Origin of the sequence: Salinicola aestuarinus, assembly GCF_003206645.1 — a bacterium.
GTDB lineage: Bacteria > Pseudomonadota > Gammaproteobacteria > Pseudomonadales > Halomonadaceae > Salinicola > Salinicola aestuarinus.
In genome coordinates this window covers 43975-61001 of sequence record NZ_PZJP01000004.1, presented here as the reverse complement: position 1 = coordinate 61001, position 17027 = coordinate 43975, and the positions used below count along the sequence as shown (strand labels likewise).

Genomic DNA, 17027 nt, shown 5'->3' with positions numbered 1-17027 from the left:
CGCCGCCGGGGCGTCCGACGCTCCTGACCCGACCCCTTGGAGAGACTAGATGTCAGTGGAACACCCGCAACTTGCCGTGCACGACCTGGACGCCCCCCTGCCTGCGCCCATCGCCTTCGATGAGTACGCCGCCCGCCGCGAGCGGCTAATGGCCGAACTGCCCGATGACGCCGCGGTGATCCTGCCCGGTGCCGCGCTCAGGACGCGCAACCGCGATAGCGAGTACCCCTTTCGCCAGGACAGCGACTTCCACTATCTCTGCGGGTTTCCCGAGCCCGACGCGCTGCTGGTGCTGCTCCCCGGACGGGAAGCGGGCGAAGCGGTGCTGTTCTGCCAGGAGAAGGATCCGCTCAAGGAAGCGTGGACCGGCATCCGCATCGGTCCGGAGGGCGCGGTGCGCGACTACGGCGTCGACGAAGCCTTCAACAACGCCGAGCGTTCGCGGCTGACGGCGCTGCTCGACGGCCGGCGTTCGCTCTACCTGCCGCTGGCCGATGCCTCGGCCATGGCGCTCGCCGAAGACGTCCGTCAGCGCCTGAGTGCGAGGGCGCGCCGCGGGGCGGTGGCACCGGAGCACTTCGGCGATGTCAGCGCCGTGCTCCATGAGCTGCGCCTGACCAAGAGCGAGGGGGAGCTCGCGCTGATGCGTCACGCCAGCCGGATCAGCGCCGCGGCGCACCGTCGCGCGATGCGAATGAGTCGCCCCGGGCGCTTCGAGTATCAGCTGCAGGCCGAGATCGAGCATGAGTTCGTCTGGCACGGCGCTCGCGCGCCCGCCTACGGCACCATCGTCGGCGGCGGCGCCAACGCCTGTGTGCTTCACTATGTGGAGAATGCCGCTCCCCTGGTCGACGACACGCTGGTGCTGATCGACGCCGGCGCCGAGTACGCGCTTTACGCCGGCGACATCACGCGCACCTTTCCGGTCAACGGGCGTTTCAACGACGCCCAGCGTGCGCTCTACAACGTCGTTCTCGCCGCCGAGGAGCGCGCGGTCGCCGCCGTGGCGCCGGGCGTGACGCTGGATGCGATTCACCAGGGCGTGGTGCGAGATCTCACCGCCGGGCTGATCGAACTCGGTCTGCTCGACGGTGAGCTCGAAGCCAATCTCGAATCCCAGGCGTATCGTCGCTTCTATCTGCACTCGACATCGCACTGGCTGGGCCTCGACGTCCACGATGTCGGCAGCTACCGCGTCGACGGCGAGCCCCGCGCGCTCGAGCCGGGTATGGTGCTCACCGTCGAGCCCGGGCTCTACGTGCCGGACGCCGATGACATTCCCGCGGCCTATCGCGGTATCGGCATTCGCATCGAGGACGACGTCGTCGTCACCGCCGACGGGTTCGAGGTGCTCACCGGCGGTGTGCCCAAGCGCGCCGACGAGATCGAGGCCCTGATGCGTGGCGACCACGTCTGAGCGATGGCGCTCGCCGTCGGCGCCGTCGAGTGTCGCGTAGAACCGCGCCCATCGCGCCAATCAACAGGAGGCAAGTCCATGGATGATTCCCGCCCCGCCGACCGGGTCGACGTCGCCATCATTGGTGGCGGATTGGTCGGTGCGAGCCTTGCCTGCGCGCTGGGCGAGCTTGCCACCGAGCACGGGCTGCGCGTCGCCATCATCGAGCCGCGCGCGCTGCCCGCGGCCAGCGAGCGCTCGTATCAGCCGAGCTTCGACGCCCGGGCCAGCGCCATCGCCTACGGGTCGCGGCGACACTTCGAGCGCCTCGGCCTGTGGAGCCACGAGGGTCCCAGCATGGCCCGCGAAGCCACCCCGATCCGCCACATCCACGTCAGCGAACGCGGCCGGCTCGGCGCAACCCGGCTGCACGCCGAAGAGCTCGGCGTCGAGGCGCTGGGCTACGTGTTGCCCAACGCCTGGATGGGCCAGGTACTTCACCGCCGGCTGGATGCGCTGCCGATCGACTGGCGCTGCCCGGCGAGCGTCGAGGCGCTGACCCCGCAAGCCGATGGCTACCGCCTCACCCTCGACGACGGCAGTGCGTTGACGGCGGGGCTGACCGTGCTCGCCGACGGCGGCCGCTCCGGTCTCAAGGCACGGCTGGGGATCGACAACGCGCATCAGAGCTACGATCAGACCGCGCTGATCGCTAATGTCGAAGTGAGTCGGGATCATGCCGGCTGGGCGTTCGAGCGCTTCACCGCGGATGGCCCGATGGCGCTGCTGCCCCTGGGCAATGGACGGATGGAACTGGTCTGGACCTTCGACAAGGATGACGTGGAAGAGGCGCTGGCGCTCAGCGACGGCGACTTTCTCGCCCGCCTGCAGCGTGCCTTCGGTGATCGGGCAGGGCGCTTTCGCCGTGTCGGCGAGCGCCACACCTATCCGCTCTCGCTGGTCACCGCGCGGGAGACCGCACGTCCGCATCTGGCGGTGCTCGGTAACGCCGCCCACGCGCTGCATCCGGTGGCCGGGCAGGGCTTCAATCTGGCGCTGCGCGGGGTGATGGATCTGGCCGACGAGATCGCGGCCGCCCACACCGCCGGTGACAGGATCGGCTCGCCCGCCATGCTGGCGGCGTTCGAGACGCGCCGCGCCCGGGACACGCGGGCGATCGTGCGCTTCAGCGACGGCCTGATCCGGCTATTCGGGATCGACCACCCGGCCATGGGCCATGCCCGCGCGGCCGGTCTTGTCGGTCTCAATGCCGTGGGACCGCTGCGGCGCACGCTGGCGCGGCGCGCCATGGGGATCGAACGATGAGAGTTGCGGCGCGCCATGGGGATCGAGCGATGAGAGCCGCGTTGCGCCAGGGACATCGGGTGATGAGTGGCCGTTCGGCCTCATCGACCTTTCCGGCACCGGATTACCCGTATCGCGCGCCGTTACCCGGTGCCAGCCAGTCAAGGAGTCGCGCAGGATGACCCAGGAAACTCGAGACGTCGCCATCATCGGTGGCGGGCTGGTGGGCACCACGCTGGCGCTATTGCTCGGCGAGGCGGGCTGGCGCGTCGACCTGTTCGATGCCGGCCCGCGCCCCGACGGCATGGCGCCTGCCGGGGACGGCCCGCCGGCGCTTCGCGTCAGCGCGTTGACCGCTGCCACCGAGCGTCTGCTGACGTCGCTCGGTGTCTGGCCGTGGCTCGCCGCGCGTCGCGTCGCGCCGTATCGCGGCATGGCGGTGTGGGACGCCGAGGGGAGCGGCGAAATCGGCTTCGACGCGGAGGATGTCGGCGTCGCTTCGCTTGGCACCATCGTCGAGAACGACCTGCTGCTGGCGGGGCTTCGCCAGCGACTCGGTGACCTGCCGAGCGTGACCTGCCATTTTGAGGCGCGCCTGAGCGGCTACCGTCGCGAGGCCGGCGTCTCCACGCTCCTGTTCGAGGATGGCAGCCGCTGGCGTACGCCGCTGGTGGTGGGGGCCGACGGCGGCCGCTCCGTGCTGCGCGGGCTGGCGGGCATTGCGGTCAGTGAACGCGACACCGGGCAGGTGGCGCTGGTCACCAGCGTACGCACCGAGTGGGGGCATGGCGGCATCGCCCGTCAGGCGTTTTTGCCCACCGGCCCGCTCGCCTTTCTACCGCTGAACGTCCCGCTGTCGCCCGGCGGCGAGCCGGCGCTAGCCGGTCAGTCCAACGATCACCACTGTTCGATCGTCTGGTCGACCACGCCGAGCGAGGCCAAGCGGCTGACCCGGCTGGCCGACAACGATGCCGGGCGTGAAGCGCTCGCTCGCGAGCTCGAGGCGGGCATTGGCGAGCGGCTGGGGCAGGTGAGGGTGATCGACGCGGCACCGCACTTCCCCATCGTGCAGCGCCACGCGCAGCGCTATGTCGACGACGGCCTGGCGCTGGTCGGTGATGCCGCGCACAGCCTGCACCCGCTGGCGGGGCAGGGGGTCAATCTCGGCATGATGGATGTGGCGGTGCTCGCCGAAGAGTGGGTTCGTGCCCGCCAACGCGGCGCCGATCCGGCGGATGCGCGGATACTGGCCCGCTACGCACGGCGTCGGCGTGGCGACAATGCCGTCATGCTGGGGGCGATGCAGGGCTTTCAGCGGCTCTTTGGCAGCGCACAGCCGGCGCTGCGTCTCGCCCGCAACTGGGGGCTCGGTGGCGTCGACCGGCTGATGCCGGTAAAGCGGCTGATGATCCGCCAGGCGCTGGGCGAGGCCGGCGATCTGGCCGAGCGCTGCCGCTGAGCTCCATCCGACGTGCGCCCTTCGCCTTCTGTCTGCAGACGGCCCAACGACAACGGCTNNAGCCGTTGTCGTTGGTGGCTTTCGATGCTGGCCATTGCCGGGCGGCAGGGGCGGCGTGATGCCCGGCATCAGGGCGTAGTCGCCGCCTCGGCCTGGGGGCGCTGGATCACGTTGAGCGCCTTGAGCAGATTGAGGGCTTCGCCGAGCTGGTAGTCGTCGGCGGCGACCGGCGTGCCGTCCGGGCGACGCGCCGTGTCGCCGTCGGCGTTGATCAAGTGGCCGCGCAGGTCGGATTCGCGCAGCTGGAAGTCCGCGCCGTCCTCGACCTCGAGACGGCCGCGAACGACGCGCACGTCCGGCGAGATGCCCTCGGCCTGGATCGAGCGACCGCTGGGCGTGTAGTAGCGCGCGGTGGTGAGCTTGAGGCCGTCACCGTTGCCGAGCGGCAGCACCTGCTGCACCGAGCCCTTGCCGAAGGTCTGCGTGCCCATGAGTACGGCGCGTCGTTGATCCTTGAGCGCGCCGGCGACGATCTCCGCCGCCGAGGCGCTGCCGCCATTGATCAGTACCACCATCGGGACGTCCGGTGCCACGGTGGCGGCGTTGGCGGTGAAACGCATGTCATCGCTGCCGAGGCGTCCCTCGGTGTAGACGATCAGTCCCGAGTTCAAGAAGGCGTCGGCGACGTCGGTGGCGCTGGAGAGCACGCCGCCGGGGTTGTTGCGTAGATCGAGCACCAGGCCGTCGAGGGCGCCGTCGGCCATGAGTGCCTCCAGCGCCTCCTGGGTCTCCTCACCGGTCCGGCTCTGGAACTGGCTGATGCGCAGATAGCCGAAACCCGGTTCCAGCAGACGGCTGGTGACGCTCTCCGACCGGATCGACTCCCTGTCCAGCGTGACGGAGCGCGGCTCTTGCTCGCTGCCGCGCAGCAGCGTCAGCTCGAGTTCGCTGCCGGCCTCGCCGCGCATCAGCTCCACCGCTTCCTGCAGCGTGAGGCTGTCTGTGGGCGTGCCATCGATGGCGAGAATGCGATCGCCGGGCTGAATACCGGCACGGGCGGCGGGGGTGTCGTCGATGGGTGCGATAACCGTGAGCTGATCGTCGCGCAGCCCGACTTCGATGCCGATGCCGCTGAACTCGCCCTCGGTGGACTCCCGGAGCGCGTCGAAGGCGTCGGCGTCGAGATAGGCCGAGTGCGGATCGAGCTCGCTGAGCATGCCGCGCATGGCGTTGCGCAGCAGCGTGGTGTCGTCGACTTCCTCGACGTAGGCGCGCTTGATGCGCTCGAACACCTCGGCGAAGGTCTGAACGTCCTCCACCGGCAGGCCACTATCGTCCGCGACCGTGTCGCCCATGGGCGCCGTCGACTCGAGGGGGGATGGCGGCATCTGTGCCGGGGCGACGGACTGGGCGCGAGCTACCGGCAGCGCGACAAACGGGGCGAGGGCGAGTAGCAGCGACCCCGCGATGGCCGGGCCCTTGAGCCGGCGGCGTGACGAGGGCCGGGTCTTCGATCGGCTGGAAGTCATGCGGTCTCCGCAAGGCGTGCTGGTGGGGTCGACGGCGGCGGCGTGAGCGCCCCGCGCGAGTGACAAAACGGCGTTTGATAATCCAGCATAGCGCCTAGCGCGGCGCAGAATCCAGCGTCGCCGACATTCCGGAGCGGGATGTCTGTCGCGCAAAGCCCTTTCACGCACTGCCGCCTGCTATGGGGCGTCGTTATCGCCCCACCGGGAGGGTCAGCGCCGCGCGATCCAGCGACTGGGATCGATGGGATCGCCATCCTGGCGGACTTCGAAATAGAGCGCCGATTGCGACTGGCCGCCGCTGTCACCGACGGCCCCCAACGTCTGGCCGTTGCCGACCTGCGCGCCGGGGGCGACGCTGAACTGCTGCAGGTGGGCGTAGAGCGTGAGCACGCCGTCGCCGTGATCGACGATCAACAGGTTGCCGAAACCGCGCATCCAGTTGGCGAACACCACGCGCCCGGCGTGTACCGCCTTGACCGCGGTGCCGGCTGGCGCCCCGATGAGGATACCGTTGCGACTGACGCCATCGCCGCTGCCGTAGCGCGACAGCAGCGACCCCTGAACCGGCCACGGCAGCTGGCCTCGGGTCTGTCGGATGTCGGTGGAGGGCGGCGGCTGCTTCAGCGCCGAGAGCTCTCGCTGCATGCGATCGAGCAGGCGCTCGACGTGGGCACGATCCTGGTTGAGATCCTCGAGTCGCGACTGTTCGCTGTCGTAGCGATCGTCGAGCTGGGCCACCAGCGTCCGGCGTTCGCTGAGACGCTCGGCGAGCTGCTGGCGCTGGGCCTCGAGATCGGCTTCGACCTCATCGAGTCGGGTGCGTCGGCTCTGGATGTCGGCGAGGTTGTCGTCGAGCGCGCGATTGAGATCGCGCAGGGCATCGAGGCGCTGCTGGCGGGCATCGCTCAGCGCATTGAGATAGTGCTGCAGCCGATCCACCTCGGCAGGATCGTCCTGATTGAGCAGCAGCTTGAGCTGCGGGGTGGTGCCGAGCCGGTAAAGCGCATCGAACTGTTGCGCCAGCGCCTCGCGCTGGCGGTCGCGGCTGGCATTGAGCCGTTCGCGATCGTCGCTGAGTGACGTGACCTCGTCGTCGAGCCCACGTCGCTCGCGCTGCAGGTCGTCGAGTTTGCGGTGCGTCTCGGCGATTGCCGTCTCCACGCTCTCGAGCTCGGAGCGGGCGTCGCTGCGGGCGCTGCGGGTGTCGTCGAGCTTGCCCTGCAGCGCTTCGATGTCGGTGGCGAGGCTATCCAGCCTCGCCTGCGCCTCCCGCGGGTTGGCCTGAGCAAACGCCGGCGCCGGCAGAGCGCTGGTCGCCAGACCCGCGGCAACGAGCAGCGCGGCGGCATACGCGTTCCTGTTGCGCCTCACGAGCGCGCGTGGCCGTCATGCGTCGACATCATGCCCTCAGCTCCGCTCGATCAGCACGTTGCCGGTCATCTCGTCGGGGGCGTCGAGCTGCATCATGTGCAGCAGCGTCGGTGCGAGATCGCACAGTCGGCCGTCGGCCTTGAGCGTGGCACCGCCCTCCTGCGTGTCCGCGTCGCGGCAAACATAGACCAGCGGCACCAGAAAGGTGGTGTGAGCGGTGTGCGGATTGCCGGTCTCGGGATTCACCATCAGCTCGGCATTGCCGTGATCGGCGGTGACCAGACACTCGCCACCGGCGCGCTGGATCGCTTCGACCACGCGGCCGAGGCAGATGTCGACGGCTTCGATCGCCTGGGTCGCGGCGGCGAGATCGCCGGTGTGACCGACCATGTCGCCGTTGGCGTAGTTGCAGACGATGAGGTCGAACTTGCCGGCGTCGATCGCCTCGACCAGCGTGTCGGTGAGTTCAAACGCGCTCATCTCCGGCTTCTCGTCGTAGGTCTTGACGTCCTTCGGCGACGGAATCAGCGCGCGCTCTTCGCCGTCGAACTCGCTCTCGCGACCGCCGGAGAAGAAGAACGTCACGTGGGCGTACTTCTCGGTCTCGGCGATGCGCAGCTGGGTCCGGCCGTGGCTTTCGACGACTTCTCCGAGCGTGTTGACCAGATCCCGCGGCGGAAAGGCGACCGAAGCGTCGATGTCGTCAGCGTACTGGGTCAGCGTCACCAGCCCGTTGCCGGCGAAAGTCAGGCGTTCGCCACGGTCAAAACCGTCGAAGTCGGCGTTGACGAAGGCGCGGGTCAGCTCACGGGCGCGGTCGGCGCGGAAGTTGAGAAAGAGGGCGGCGTCGCCATCGCTCATGGCCAGCGTCTCGCCGTTCGGGCGCACCGCGGTGGCGGTAACGAATTCGTCGGTCTCGCCGCGTTCGTAGGCCGCCTCGAGCCCGGCCTCGGCGCTGTCGGCGACGTGCTCGCCCTCGCCGAACCGGACCACGCGATAGGCCTGCTCGACCCGGTCCCAGCGGTTGTCGCGATCCATGGCGAAGTAGCGCCCGACCAGGGAGGCGACAAAGCCATTGTCGGCGCCGACCAGTGCGGCGAGGCGCTCATTGGCGCGCGCGATCGACTCCCCGGCGCTCTTGGGTGCGGTGTCACGGCCGTCGGTAAAGGCGTGCAGATAGATGCGCTCGGCACCGCGGTTGGCGGCGAGCTCGGCGACGGCCAGCAGATGGTCCTCGTGGCTATGCACCCCGCCTGCCGAGAGCAGTCCCATCAGATGCACGGCACGCCCGTTGGCGACGGCGTCGTCGATGGGCTGGGTGAGGGCGGTGATGCTGTCGAGTTCGCGCTCGGCGATCGCCTTGGTGATACGGGTGAAGTCCTGATAGACGATGCGCCCGGCGCCGATGTTCATGTGCCCGACTTCCGAGTTGCCCATCTGGCCGTCGGGCAGACCGACGTAGGGGCCGTCGGTGTGGAGCAGCGTGTGTGGAAATTCGCGCTGGAGCCGATCCATGACCGGTGTGTCGGCATTGGCGACGGCGTTGTTGGCGCTGTCGTCGTTCTGACCGTAGCCGTCGAGAATCAGAAGCGCGACGGGACGCGGCGTGGAAGTTTCTGCCATGACAAGCCTCGGTGAAGTCGGATGAACGAAAGAGCGAGGGGCGGTGCGCGTGGCCGTTGGCCTGCGCTCGCCGAAAGCGGTCGGTGCGGGCGAGCCACCTCCCGAGAGAATAGCGTAACCGCCGGGTCGGGTCAGCCGGCGTGCCTCGTTTCGCGGCGTGCCTTGTGTATAATGGCCCGCGCCCGAAAACGGACCCCGTTTTACAGCGGTGCGTGGTTTCCGACGCCAGGGAAGACAGGCCCTGCGAGACTGACCCGGCAAGCGCCGAGCAGCCCAGAAACCCGCGTGACGCAGCGGTGTCGAAGCGCCGTGTCGAGTGTCGGCGCATGAGGCCCTTCGGCCACCGACCCAGAACCCCTTGGCCCGATTCAAAACGGGAGTATCGGCAGATCCATGATCGATCAGTTGTTCGAATTCATCGAGAATCACCCGCTGCTGGTCAGCGCCTTTCTGCTCGTGCTGCTGGCGTGGCTGGCCTTCGAGGCCAAGCGCGGCGGTAGCGCCGGTGTCTCCACCACCGAAGCCACTACGCTGATCAATCGCGAGGACGGCCTCTTGCTCGACATTCGCGAGAGCGCGGAATTCAAGGCGGGCCACATCGCCGGCGCCAAGAACGTGCCGCAGTCGCGCTTGAAGGAGCGTCTGCCCCAGCTCGAGAAGCACAAGGAGAGCCCGGTGATCGTGGTCTGCAAGCAGGGCCAGAACGCCGGCGCCGCCGTGACCGAGCTTACCCAGGCCGGCTTCTCCCGCGTCTACAAGCTCAAGGGCGGCATGGCGCAGTGGCAGGCCGACAACCTGCCGGTGGTCAAGCGCTAGCCCCCGCAGCACCCCTCGGATTCGCAAACGCCGGCGCGACGCCGCGCTCGGCAGGCAATGCTCAGCACGCAGAGGAAACGCAACATGGCGGAAGAGAACAATCAAGCCAACGCGCAGCAGGACACCCAGAAGCCGCAGCTTCAGTTTTCGCTGCAGCGTGTCTACGTCAAGGACATCTCCTTCGAGTCGCCCAACGCCCCGAGCGTCTTCCAGCAGCCGTTCAAGCCGAAGGTCGGTCTCGATCTCGATACCACCAGCGAAGCGATCGGCAACGACCTCTACGAAGTCGTAGTGAAGGTGACCGCCCAGGTCTCCAACAACGAAGACGACACCACGGCGTTTCTCGCCGAGGTGGAGCAGGCGGGTCTGTTCCGTATCTCCGGCATCGTCGGCGATCAGCTCGACCACACCCTGGGTGCCTTCTGCCCCAACGTGCTCTTTCCCTACGCGCGTGAGTGCATCGACAGCCTCGTCGGTCGCGGCAGCTTCCCGCCGCTGATGCTGGCGCCGGTCAACTTCGAAGCGATGTATGCCCAGCGCAAGCAGCGCGCCGCCCAGGCGAGCGAAGCCGCGGAATAACCCGGCGACACCGCCCCATCGATCACGGAGCCTTCGCGATGGCGAACCCCCGTATCCACGTCGCCGCCGGCCTTGAGGTCGGCGGCGACGTCGTTCTCCCCGACGGCGCGGCGCGCCACGTCGCTGCCGTGCTCCGGCTCAAGGCGGGAGCGGTGCTGTCGCTGTTCGACGGCGCGGGTCTCGAGGCGACGGCGACGCTGGTCGAGGTCGGGCGCAAGCGGGTAGTGGCCCGGATCGAGACGGTCACGGTGGGCGCCGGTGAGTCACCGCTGGCTGTCCATCTGGGGCAGGCGATTTCCAAGGGCGATCGCATGGACTACGCGATTCAGAAGGCGGTGGAACTCGGGGTGGCCGCGATCACCCCGCTCTATGTCGAGCACGGCGACGTGCGGCTCAAGGGCGAGCGCGAGGCGAAGAAGCTGGCCCACTGGCAGGGCGTGGCGACGAGCGCCTGCGAGCAGTGCGGTCGCGCCACGGTGCCGCCGGTGCACTCGCCGCAGACGCTCTCGAGCTGGCTGGCCGCGCGCAAGGAGACGCTGCGACTGGTGCTGCACCCCGCCACGGACGCGCGCTGGCGGGAGCAAGGGCAGGTCGACAGCGCCGCGCTGCTGATCGGCCCGGAGGGCGGACTGAGTGCGGTGGAGGTCGATCAGGCCCGCGCCGGGGGGTTTCTGCCACTCACCCTCGGCCCACGTGTTCTGCGCACCGAGACGGCGCCGGTGGTGGCGCTGACGCTCCTGCAGCATCACTTCGGCGACCTCTAGTCGTGTCGTGAGCGGATCGCCAGTCCGCGAGGCGCTCAGCCCGATCACTGCCTGACAACGCGAACGCCCCGGCCATGATGGCCGGGGCGTTCGTGTGTCGGACAGGGCGTTGGCGTCAGGACTTCTCGGCGATCGCCTTCTCGCGGGCGATACGGGCCTGCTCCTCCGGGTAGGTGGGGAAATCGACGTAACCGCGAGCGTCGCCGCCGTAGAAGGTGGTCGGGTCGAAGTCCGCCAGCGGCCAGTCGTTCTTCATCCGCTCGACCAGATCCGGGTTGGAAGTGTAGAGGCGCCCGAATACCGGCAGGTCAATGGTGCCCTCGTCGACGAGCTTCTGCGCCTCGGCCTGATCCAGATTACCGGCCAGCAGCAGATTGCCCTGGTAGACGTCTCGGAACTGACGCAGGTACTCCCGCGGCATCGGCGGCATGCCCTGACCGCCCTGATCGTGCAGGTGGACGTAGGCGAGGCCGCGCTTGTTGAATTCACGCGCCAGGTAGAGATAGGTCTCTCCGTTGTCGTCGTACTCCGGCATGTCGAACAGGGTGCCGAAGGGCGACAGCCGCACGCCGACGCGGTGGGCGCCGATCAGCTTGCTCGCCTCGTCGACCGCTTCCAGCAGCAGCCGGCAGCGATTTTCCCGCGAGCCACCGTAGGCATCGTTGCGGTCGTTGACGTGGGGGTTGAGGAACTGTTCGAACAGATAGCCGTTGGCGCCGTGCACCTCGACGCCGTCGAAACCCGCTTCCCGCGAATTGACCGCCGCCTGACCGAAGTCACGCACGATCTCGCGGATCTCCTGGGTCTCCAGCCGGCGCGGCTGGCTCGCCGAGAGCATGTCGGCGATGCCATCCTCGTTGTAGCCGAACGCCATGCCGCCCTGCTGTTCACTCGGGCCGACCGGCTTGTCACCGGCGACCTGGATCGAGGTGTGCGAGACGCGCCCCACGTGCCAGATCTGGGCGAAGAAGATGCCGCCGCGCTCGTGCACCGCCTTGGCGGCCTTGGCCCACCCGGCGATCTGATCCGGACCGAAGATGCCCGGGTTGTAGAGGTAGCCCTGGCCCTGACGCGAAATCGGCGTGCCCTCGGAGATGATCAAGCCGGCGGAGGCGCGCTGGCGGTAGTAGAGCGCGCCCATCTCGGTGGGGATATCGTCGGGCGCGCGCGAGCGGGTCATCGGCGCCATGACGATGCGATTGTCGAGTCGCGTGCCGTTGAGGTCGAACGGTTCGAAAAGCGATGCCATCGAGAACTCCTGTCTGGAATGGCTGCCGGTATCGGCAAGTGGCACCCAGTCTAGGAAATGATTAGCGGTCCAACCATTGCCTGCATTAAGCGTCTCGATAAGCCTGAACTATCTGTGATTTAGGCGGCAGGACCGGCAGGAGCCGGGCGTCACACCACCGAGGTCATGCCGCCGTCGACCAGAATGTTCTGCCCCGACACGAAGTTGGAGGCCGACGAGCAGAGGTAGATCAGCGTGCCGACCAGCTCCTCGACCTGCCCCCAGCGTGCCGCCGGCGTCCGCTGTTCGATCCAGGCGTCGAACGATTCGTCCTGCCACAGCGCGCGGTTCATGTCGGTCTGGAAGTACCCCGGCGAGAGGCAGTTCACCTGGATGTTGTAGCGGGCCAGATCCGCCGCCATGCCCTGGGTCAGCATCGCCACTCCTCCCTTGGAGGCTGCATAGGGGGCGATCGTCTCTCGCGCCAGCCGCGACTGCACCGAGCCGAGATTGACGATCTTGCCGCTGCCGCGCGCGGCCATCTTCGGCGTCAGGGCTCGCGCCACGTAGAACGCGCTGGAGAGATTGGTGGCGATGACCGCGTCCCATTCCCCCGGGTCGAACTCGGTGAAGGGCGCCCGCTTCTGCAGCCCCGCATTGTTGACCAGAATATCCGGTACGCCGTGGCGCTCGACGAGCGCCTCGAGTGCCGTGGCGACGGCCTGGCTGTCGGTGACATCGAACGCCACCGCGCTCACCGTGGCGCCGGTTCGTTCGCCGAGCTCGGTGGCGGCAGCCTGTACCGTCGCCAGATCGCGCCCGTGGAGCACGACCCGCGCCCCGCGCTCGGCGAGGCCGTGGGCCAGCGCGTGGCCCAGCCCGCGCGTCGAGCCGGTGACCAGCGCCAGCCGGTCTCGAATATCGAAGAGATCCTGCATCGGTTCGCCTTAGGGATCGGGAAAGGGGAAGCGTGGCGGTGTCTGACGGGCGCGGCCTTGGCAACGGGCGCCAGCGAGATCCTTGCCCCGTCCAAGGTTGCATGCCGGTGGGGTCGGCGACATACGACGTTGGTTTGGCGCCGCGCGATGGTCTCGCGACAGCGCGACGACATTTGAACTATCCCCCGGCGCGACCAACACTTGAGGCGGACTCACGCGCTCAGGAACCCTTCCATGCATCGTCAAACCTTTTACATCGCCGCCCCGGTCACCCTGGCGGCGATTCTCGTTCTCGGGGCGCTGTGGCACCCGGTGCTCTGGCTACTGCTGCTGTGGCTGCCGCTCGCCGTGGTCGGCTGGCGCGATCTCAGCTCGACGCAGAACGTGCTCTACAACTATCCGATCATCGGGCACCTGCGCTATCTGCTCGAGTTCGTCCGCCCGGAGCTTCGCCAGTACTTCTTCGAATCCGAGACCAGCGGGCGGCCCTTCTCCCGCGAGCAGCGCAATCTCATCCAGGCGCGTGCCATCGGCGCCGGTGATACCTCGCCGTTCGGCACCGTGCGCGACGTCAGCGCCCCCGGCTACAACTTCTCCTATCACTCGATCCAGCCGGGGGAGGTTCCCGAGAGCGAGCGCTGGATCACCATTGGCGGGTCACAGTGCACACGGCCCTATCGCTCCTCGCGTCTTAACATCTCGGCGATGAGCTTCGGGTCGCTCTCCGGCAACGCGGTGGAGGCGATGAATCTCGGCGCGCAACAGGGCGGCTTCGCGCACGACACCGGCGAGGGAGCGATCAGCCGCTATCACGAGAAACACGGCGGCGACCTGATCTGGGAGCTGGGCACGGCCTACTTCGGCTGCCGCCAGAAGAATGGCCGTTTCGACGCCGACACGTTTCGGGAGAAGGCCCGCCGTGAGCAGGTCAAGATGATCGAGATCAAGATCTCCCAGGGTGCCAAACCCTCTCACGGCGGCCTGCTGCCGGGGAGCAAGGTCAATCAAGAGATCGCCGAGACCCGCCAGATCGCGGTGGGTGAGGACTGCGCCTCGCCCGCGTCCCACCCCGAGTTCTCCACCCCGCGGGAGCTGCTCGCCTTCGTCGCCCAGCTTCGTGAGCTCTCTGACGGCAAGCCGGTGGGGATCAAGCTGGCACTGGGGATCCGGCGCGAGTTTTTGAGCATCTGCAAGGCGATGGTCGAGACCGGCACGCGGGTCGACTTCATCGTCATCGATGGCGCCGAGGGGGGCACCGGCGCCGCCCCGCAGGAGTTCTCCGACAGTCTCGGGGTGTTCATCGACGAGGCGCTGCCGTTCGTCGACAGCGCGCTGCGCGGGGCCGGCCTGCGCGACGAGATTCGGCTGGTGGCCAGCGGCAAGGTGGCGCTGGGCTACGACATGGTGACCAAGATCGCGCTCGGCGCGGATCTCTGCAACGCCGCGAGGCCGTTCATGTTCGCCGTGGGTTGCATTCAGGCGCGGCGCTGCCACACCAACCACTGCCCGACCGGGGTCGCCACCCAGGATGCCAGGCGCGCCGGCGCCATCGACGTGCCCGAGAAGGCCGAACGCGTTGCGCGCTATCACAGGGCGACGCTCGACGGTTTCGCCGAGCTGGTGGGAGCGATGGGGCTGTCGCGCTTCGACGCGCTGACCCCGGACCACATTCGCCATCGCATCAGCTACGCGCCTGCCGAGGGGCATACCGCCTTCGAGTGGCCGCGGCTGGCCACCGGACAGTTACTCGGCGATGATCTGCCGCCGGAATGGCAGGCCGAGTGGGCGGCGGCCGCCGTCGACCGCTTTTGAGCCACGCCGCGATATCCTCTCTGCGCCACTTTCTTCTGGAGAACCGCCATGCGCCGCCTACCTGCTCGTTCCCTGCTGGCTCCCGACGCGATAGCCGGCGGCTCGGCTCGCACCGATGACGACGCCTACCGCTGGCTCGAGGCCGTCGACAGCGAGGCGGCGCTCGCCTGGGTCGAAACCCGCAATCTGGAGACGCTCGCCCGTTTCAAGGACGCCGACTTCCAAACGCTCGAAAGCGGCCTGCGCGAGATATTCGATGCCGACGACCGCATCCCCTTCGCGGTCAAGCGCGGCGGCTATGCCTATAACTTCTGGCAGGACGCCGAGCATCCCCGCGGGCTGTGGCGGCGCACTCCCTGGGCCGAGTATGCCGACGCCCGACCCGCGTGGGAGGTGCTGATCGATGTCGATGCGTTGAACGCCGAGGAGGGCGAGAACTGGGTCTGGCACGGGGCGCGCTGTCTCGAGCCCGCCGACCCGGACGCGCCCTGGGAGCGGGCGCTGGTTGCGCTCTCTCGCGGTGGCGCCGACGCCGACGTCACCCGGGAGTTCGACCTGCTGACGGGCACCTTCGTCGCCGGCGGCTTCGAGCGCCCGGAGGCCAAGGGGGGCGTTGGCTGGATCGCGCGGGATCGTGTCTACGTCTACTCCGATTTCGGTGACGGCACGCTGACCGATTCCGGCTACCCGCGTATCGTCAAACGCTGGCAGCGCGGCGAGCCGCTCGCGGCGGCCGAGACGGTGTTCGAAGCGGCGCCCTCGGATCTGATGGCAGTGGCGTTTCACGACGACACACGCGGCTTCGCGCGCGATTTCATCCACCATGCCCTGGGCTTCTATGAACAGCGTCTGATCGAGCTTACCGCCGACGGCCAGCACCTCACGCTCGATCTGCCGCTCTCTGCCGAGGTGGACGTTCACCGCGAGTGGCTTCTGGTGCTGCTGCGCGAGCGCTGGAACGGGCTCTCTCGGACGGAGGGGGTGAGCGACGGCAGTGACGAAGCCGACTATCCCGCCGGGGCGCTGCTGGCCATCGACTACGCCGACTTCAAGGCCGGCGAGCGGGACTTTCGGGTGCTCTTTACACCGACCGCACACCGCTCGCTGGAGGGGTTCGAATGGACGCGCCATTTTCTGGTGCTCGACGTGCTCGAGGACGTCAAGCACCGCTTCGAGCGGCTCCAGCCGCGTGCGCACGGCGAGTGGCCGCGTCAGGCCCTGAGCGCGCTGCCCGAGACCGGTGACGTGGGCCTGGAGGCGATCGACCCCGACCAGAGCGACGAGGTGTTCGTCACCGTCACCGACTACCTCACGCCGACCACTCTCTCGCAGTGGGATCTGGCCGGCGATGCGTCGCCGCAGCCACTCAAGCAGGCGCCGCAGTTCTTCGATGCCGATGGCATGCAGGTCGAGCAGCGCTTTGCGATCAGCGCCGATGGCACGCGCATCCCTTACTTTCTGGTGCTGCCCGCCGGCCGCGACGAGACGGACGTTTCACGTGAAACCCGGCCGACGCTGCTCTACGGCTATGGCGGCTTCGAAATCTCGTTGACGCCCCACTACGCCGCCTCGGCCGGGCGCAGCTGGCTCGCCCGGGGCGGCGCCTACGTGGTCGCCAACATTCGGGGCGGCGGCGAATACGGTCCACGCTGGCACCGCGCCGCGCTTCGGGAAAACCGGCACAAGGCGTTCGAGGACTTCGCCGCCGTCGCCGAGGCGCTGGTCGCCACCGGCGTGACCCGCGTCGATCAGCTGGGGATTCAGGGCGGTTCCAACGGCGGACTGCTGGTGGGCAACATGATCACCCGCTACCCCAACCACTTCGCCGCCGCCGTCTGCGAAGTGCCGCTGCTCGACATGCAACGCTATCACCAGCTGCTCGCCGGGGCGTCGTGGATGGCGGAGTACGGCGATCCGGACAGCGACGACTGGGAGCACTTTCTCAAGGACTACTCGCCCTACCATAACCTGCGCGATAACGCGGTGTATCCGGCGGTGCTCTTCACCACCTCGACACGGGACGACCGCGTACACCCCGGCCATGCCCGCAAGATGATGGCGAAGATGGAGGCGATGGGCTGCGACGTGCACTACTACGAGAACACCGAAGGCGGCCACGGCGGCGCGGCGGACAACGCCCAGCGAGCCCGCCTCGGCGCACTGGCCTGGCGCTTCCTGTGGGATCGGCTCGGCGGCGCGTAACCGGC

The 17027-nt window shown here is 68.3% G+C and carries 13 protein-coding genes; 8 read left to right on the top strand and 5 right to left on the bottom strand.

What is annotated here, in order from left to right:
• Window positions 1-49 precede the first annotated feature (49 nt).
• From pepP to DOM41_RS04205, 3 genes are all read left to right on the top strand, one after another.
• Window positions 50-1417, top strand: coding sequence for a Xaa-Pro aminopeptidase (pepP, locus tag DOM41_RS04215; protein ID WP_110685601.1), 1368 nt, complete (start codon window positions 50-52; stop codon window positions 1415-1417).
• 78 nt (window positions 1418-1495) lie between these two features.
• On the top strand, window positions 1496-2722 hold the full coding sequence (gene ubiH, locus DOM41_RS04210; RefSeq protein ID WP_110685600.1) for a 2-octaprenyl-6-methoxyphenyl hydroxylase: 1227 nt from the start codon (window positions 1496-1498) through the stop codon (window positions 2720-2722).
• A 157-nt stretch (window positions 2723-2879) separates the two neighbouring features.
• Complete coding sequence (locus DOM41_RS04205; RefSeq protein WP_110685599.1) at window positions 2880-4160, top strand: UbiH/UbiF/VisC/COQ6 family ubiquinone biosynthesis hydroxylase; 1281 nt, start codon at window positions 2880-2882, stop codon at window positions 4158-4160.
• A 128-nt stretch (window positions 4161-4288) separates the two neighbouring features.
• Here the strand turns inward: DOM41_RS04205 and DOM41_RS04200 are convergent, their stop codons facing one another.
• The 3 genes from DOM41_RS04200 to gpmI form a co-directional block, all read right to left on the bottom strand.
• Window positions 4289-5548 carry a S41 family peptidase gene (locus DOM41_RS04200; RefSeq protein WP_223160931.1) on the bottom strand — a complete coding sequence of 420 codons (1260 nt, stop codon included), beginning with the start codon at window positions 5546-5548 and terminating at the stop codon, window positions 4289-4291.
• A 351-nt stretch (window positions 5549-5899) separates the two neighbouring features.
• Complete coding sequence (locus tag DOM41_RS04195; protein WP_245391735.1) at window positions 5900-7060, bottom strand: murein hydrolase activator EnvC family protein; 1161 nt, start codon at window positions 7058-7060, stop codon at window positions 5900-5902.
• A gap of 36 nt (window positions 7061-7096) precedes the next feature.
• Window positions 7097-8683 carry a 2,3-bisphosphoglycerate-independent phosphoglycerate mutase gene (gene gpmI / locus DOM41_RS04190; RefSeq protein WP_110685597.1) on the bottom strand — a complete coding sequence of 529 codons (1587 nt, stop codon included), beginning with the start codon at window positions 8681-8683 and terminating at the stop codon, window positions 7097-7099.
• A gap of 393 nt (window positions 8684-9076) precedes the next feature.
• Between gpmI and DOM41_RS04185 the strand changes: the two genes are divergently transcribed.
• The 3 genes from DOM41_RS04185 to DOM41_RS04175 all read left to right on the top strand — a co-directional run bounded on the left by DOM41_RS04185 (window position 9077) and on the right by DOM41_RS04175 (window position 10842).
• Window positions 9077-9499: a rhodanese-like domain-containing protein gene (locus tag DOM41_RS04185; protein ID WP_110685596.1), complete on the top strand. Its 423-nt coding sequence runs from the start codon at window positions 9077-9079 to the stop codon at window positions 9497-9499.
• 84 nt (window positions 9500-9583) lie between these two features.
• Window positions 9584-10078, top strand: coding sequence for a protein-export chaperone SecB (secB, locus tag DOM41_RS04180; RefSeq protein ID WP_110685595.1), 495 nt, complete (start codon window positions 9584-9586; stop codon window positions 10076-10078).
• 38 nt (window positions 10079-10116) lie between these two features.
• Window positions 10117-10842, top strand: coding sequence for a 16S rRNA (uracil(1498)-N(3))-methyltransferase (locus DOM41_RS04175; protein ID WP_110685594.1), 726 nt, complete (start codon window positions 10117-10119; stop codon window positions 10840-10842).
• A gap of 115 nt (window positions 10843-10957) precedes the next feature.
• On the opposite strand, the gene DOM41_RS04170 is transcribed toward DOM41_RS04175, so the two are convergent.
• Together DOM41_RS04170 and DOM41_RS04165 are read right to left on the bottom strand one after the other, a co-directional pair.
• Window positions 10958-12091: an alkene reductase gene (locus tag DOM41_RS04170; protein WP_110685593.1), complete on the bottom strand. Its 1134-nt coding sequence runs from the start codon at window positions 12089-12091 to the stop codon at window positions 10958-10960.
• 149 nt (window positions 12092-12240) lie between these two features.
• Entirely contained in the window at window positions 12241-13008 is a 768-nt protein-coding gene (locus DOM41_RS04165; RefSeq protein ID WP_110685592.1) for a glucose 1-dehydrogenase, read from the bottom strand.
• A 234-nt stretch (window positions 13009-13242) separates the two neighbouring features.
• Between DOM41_RS04165 and DOM41_RS04160 the strand changes: the two genes are divergently transcribed.
• The gene (locus DOM41_RS04160) at window positions 13243-14820 is read left to right on the top strand and encodes an FMN-binding glutamate synthase family protein (protein ID WP_110685591.1); all 1578 of its coding nucleotides are present in this window, start codon (window positions 13243-13245) and stop codon (window positions 14818-14820) included.
• A 48-nt stretch (window positions 14821-14868) separates the two neighbouring features.
• A complete protein-coding gene (locus DOM41_RS04155) occupies window positions 14869-17022 on the top strand; it encodes a prolyl oligopeptidase family serine peptidase (RefSeq protein WP_110685590.1) in 2154 nt (717 codons plus the stop codon).
• The last annotated feature ends 5 nt before the right edge of the window (window positions 17023-17027 follow it).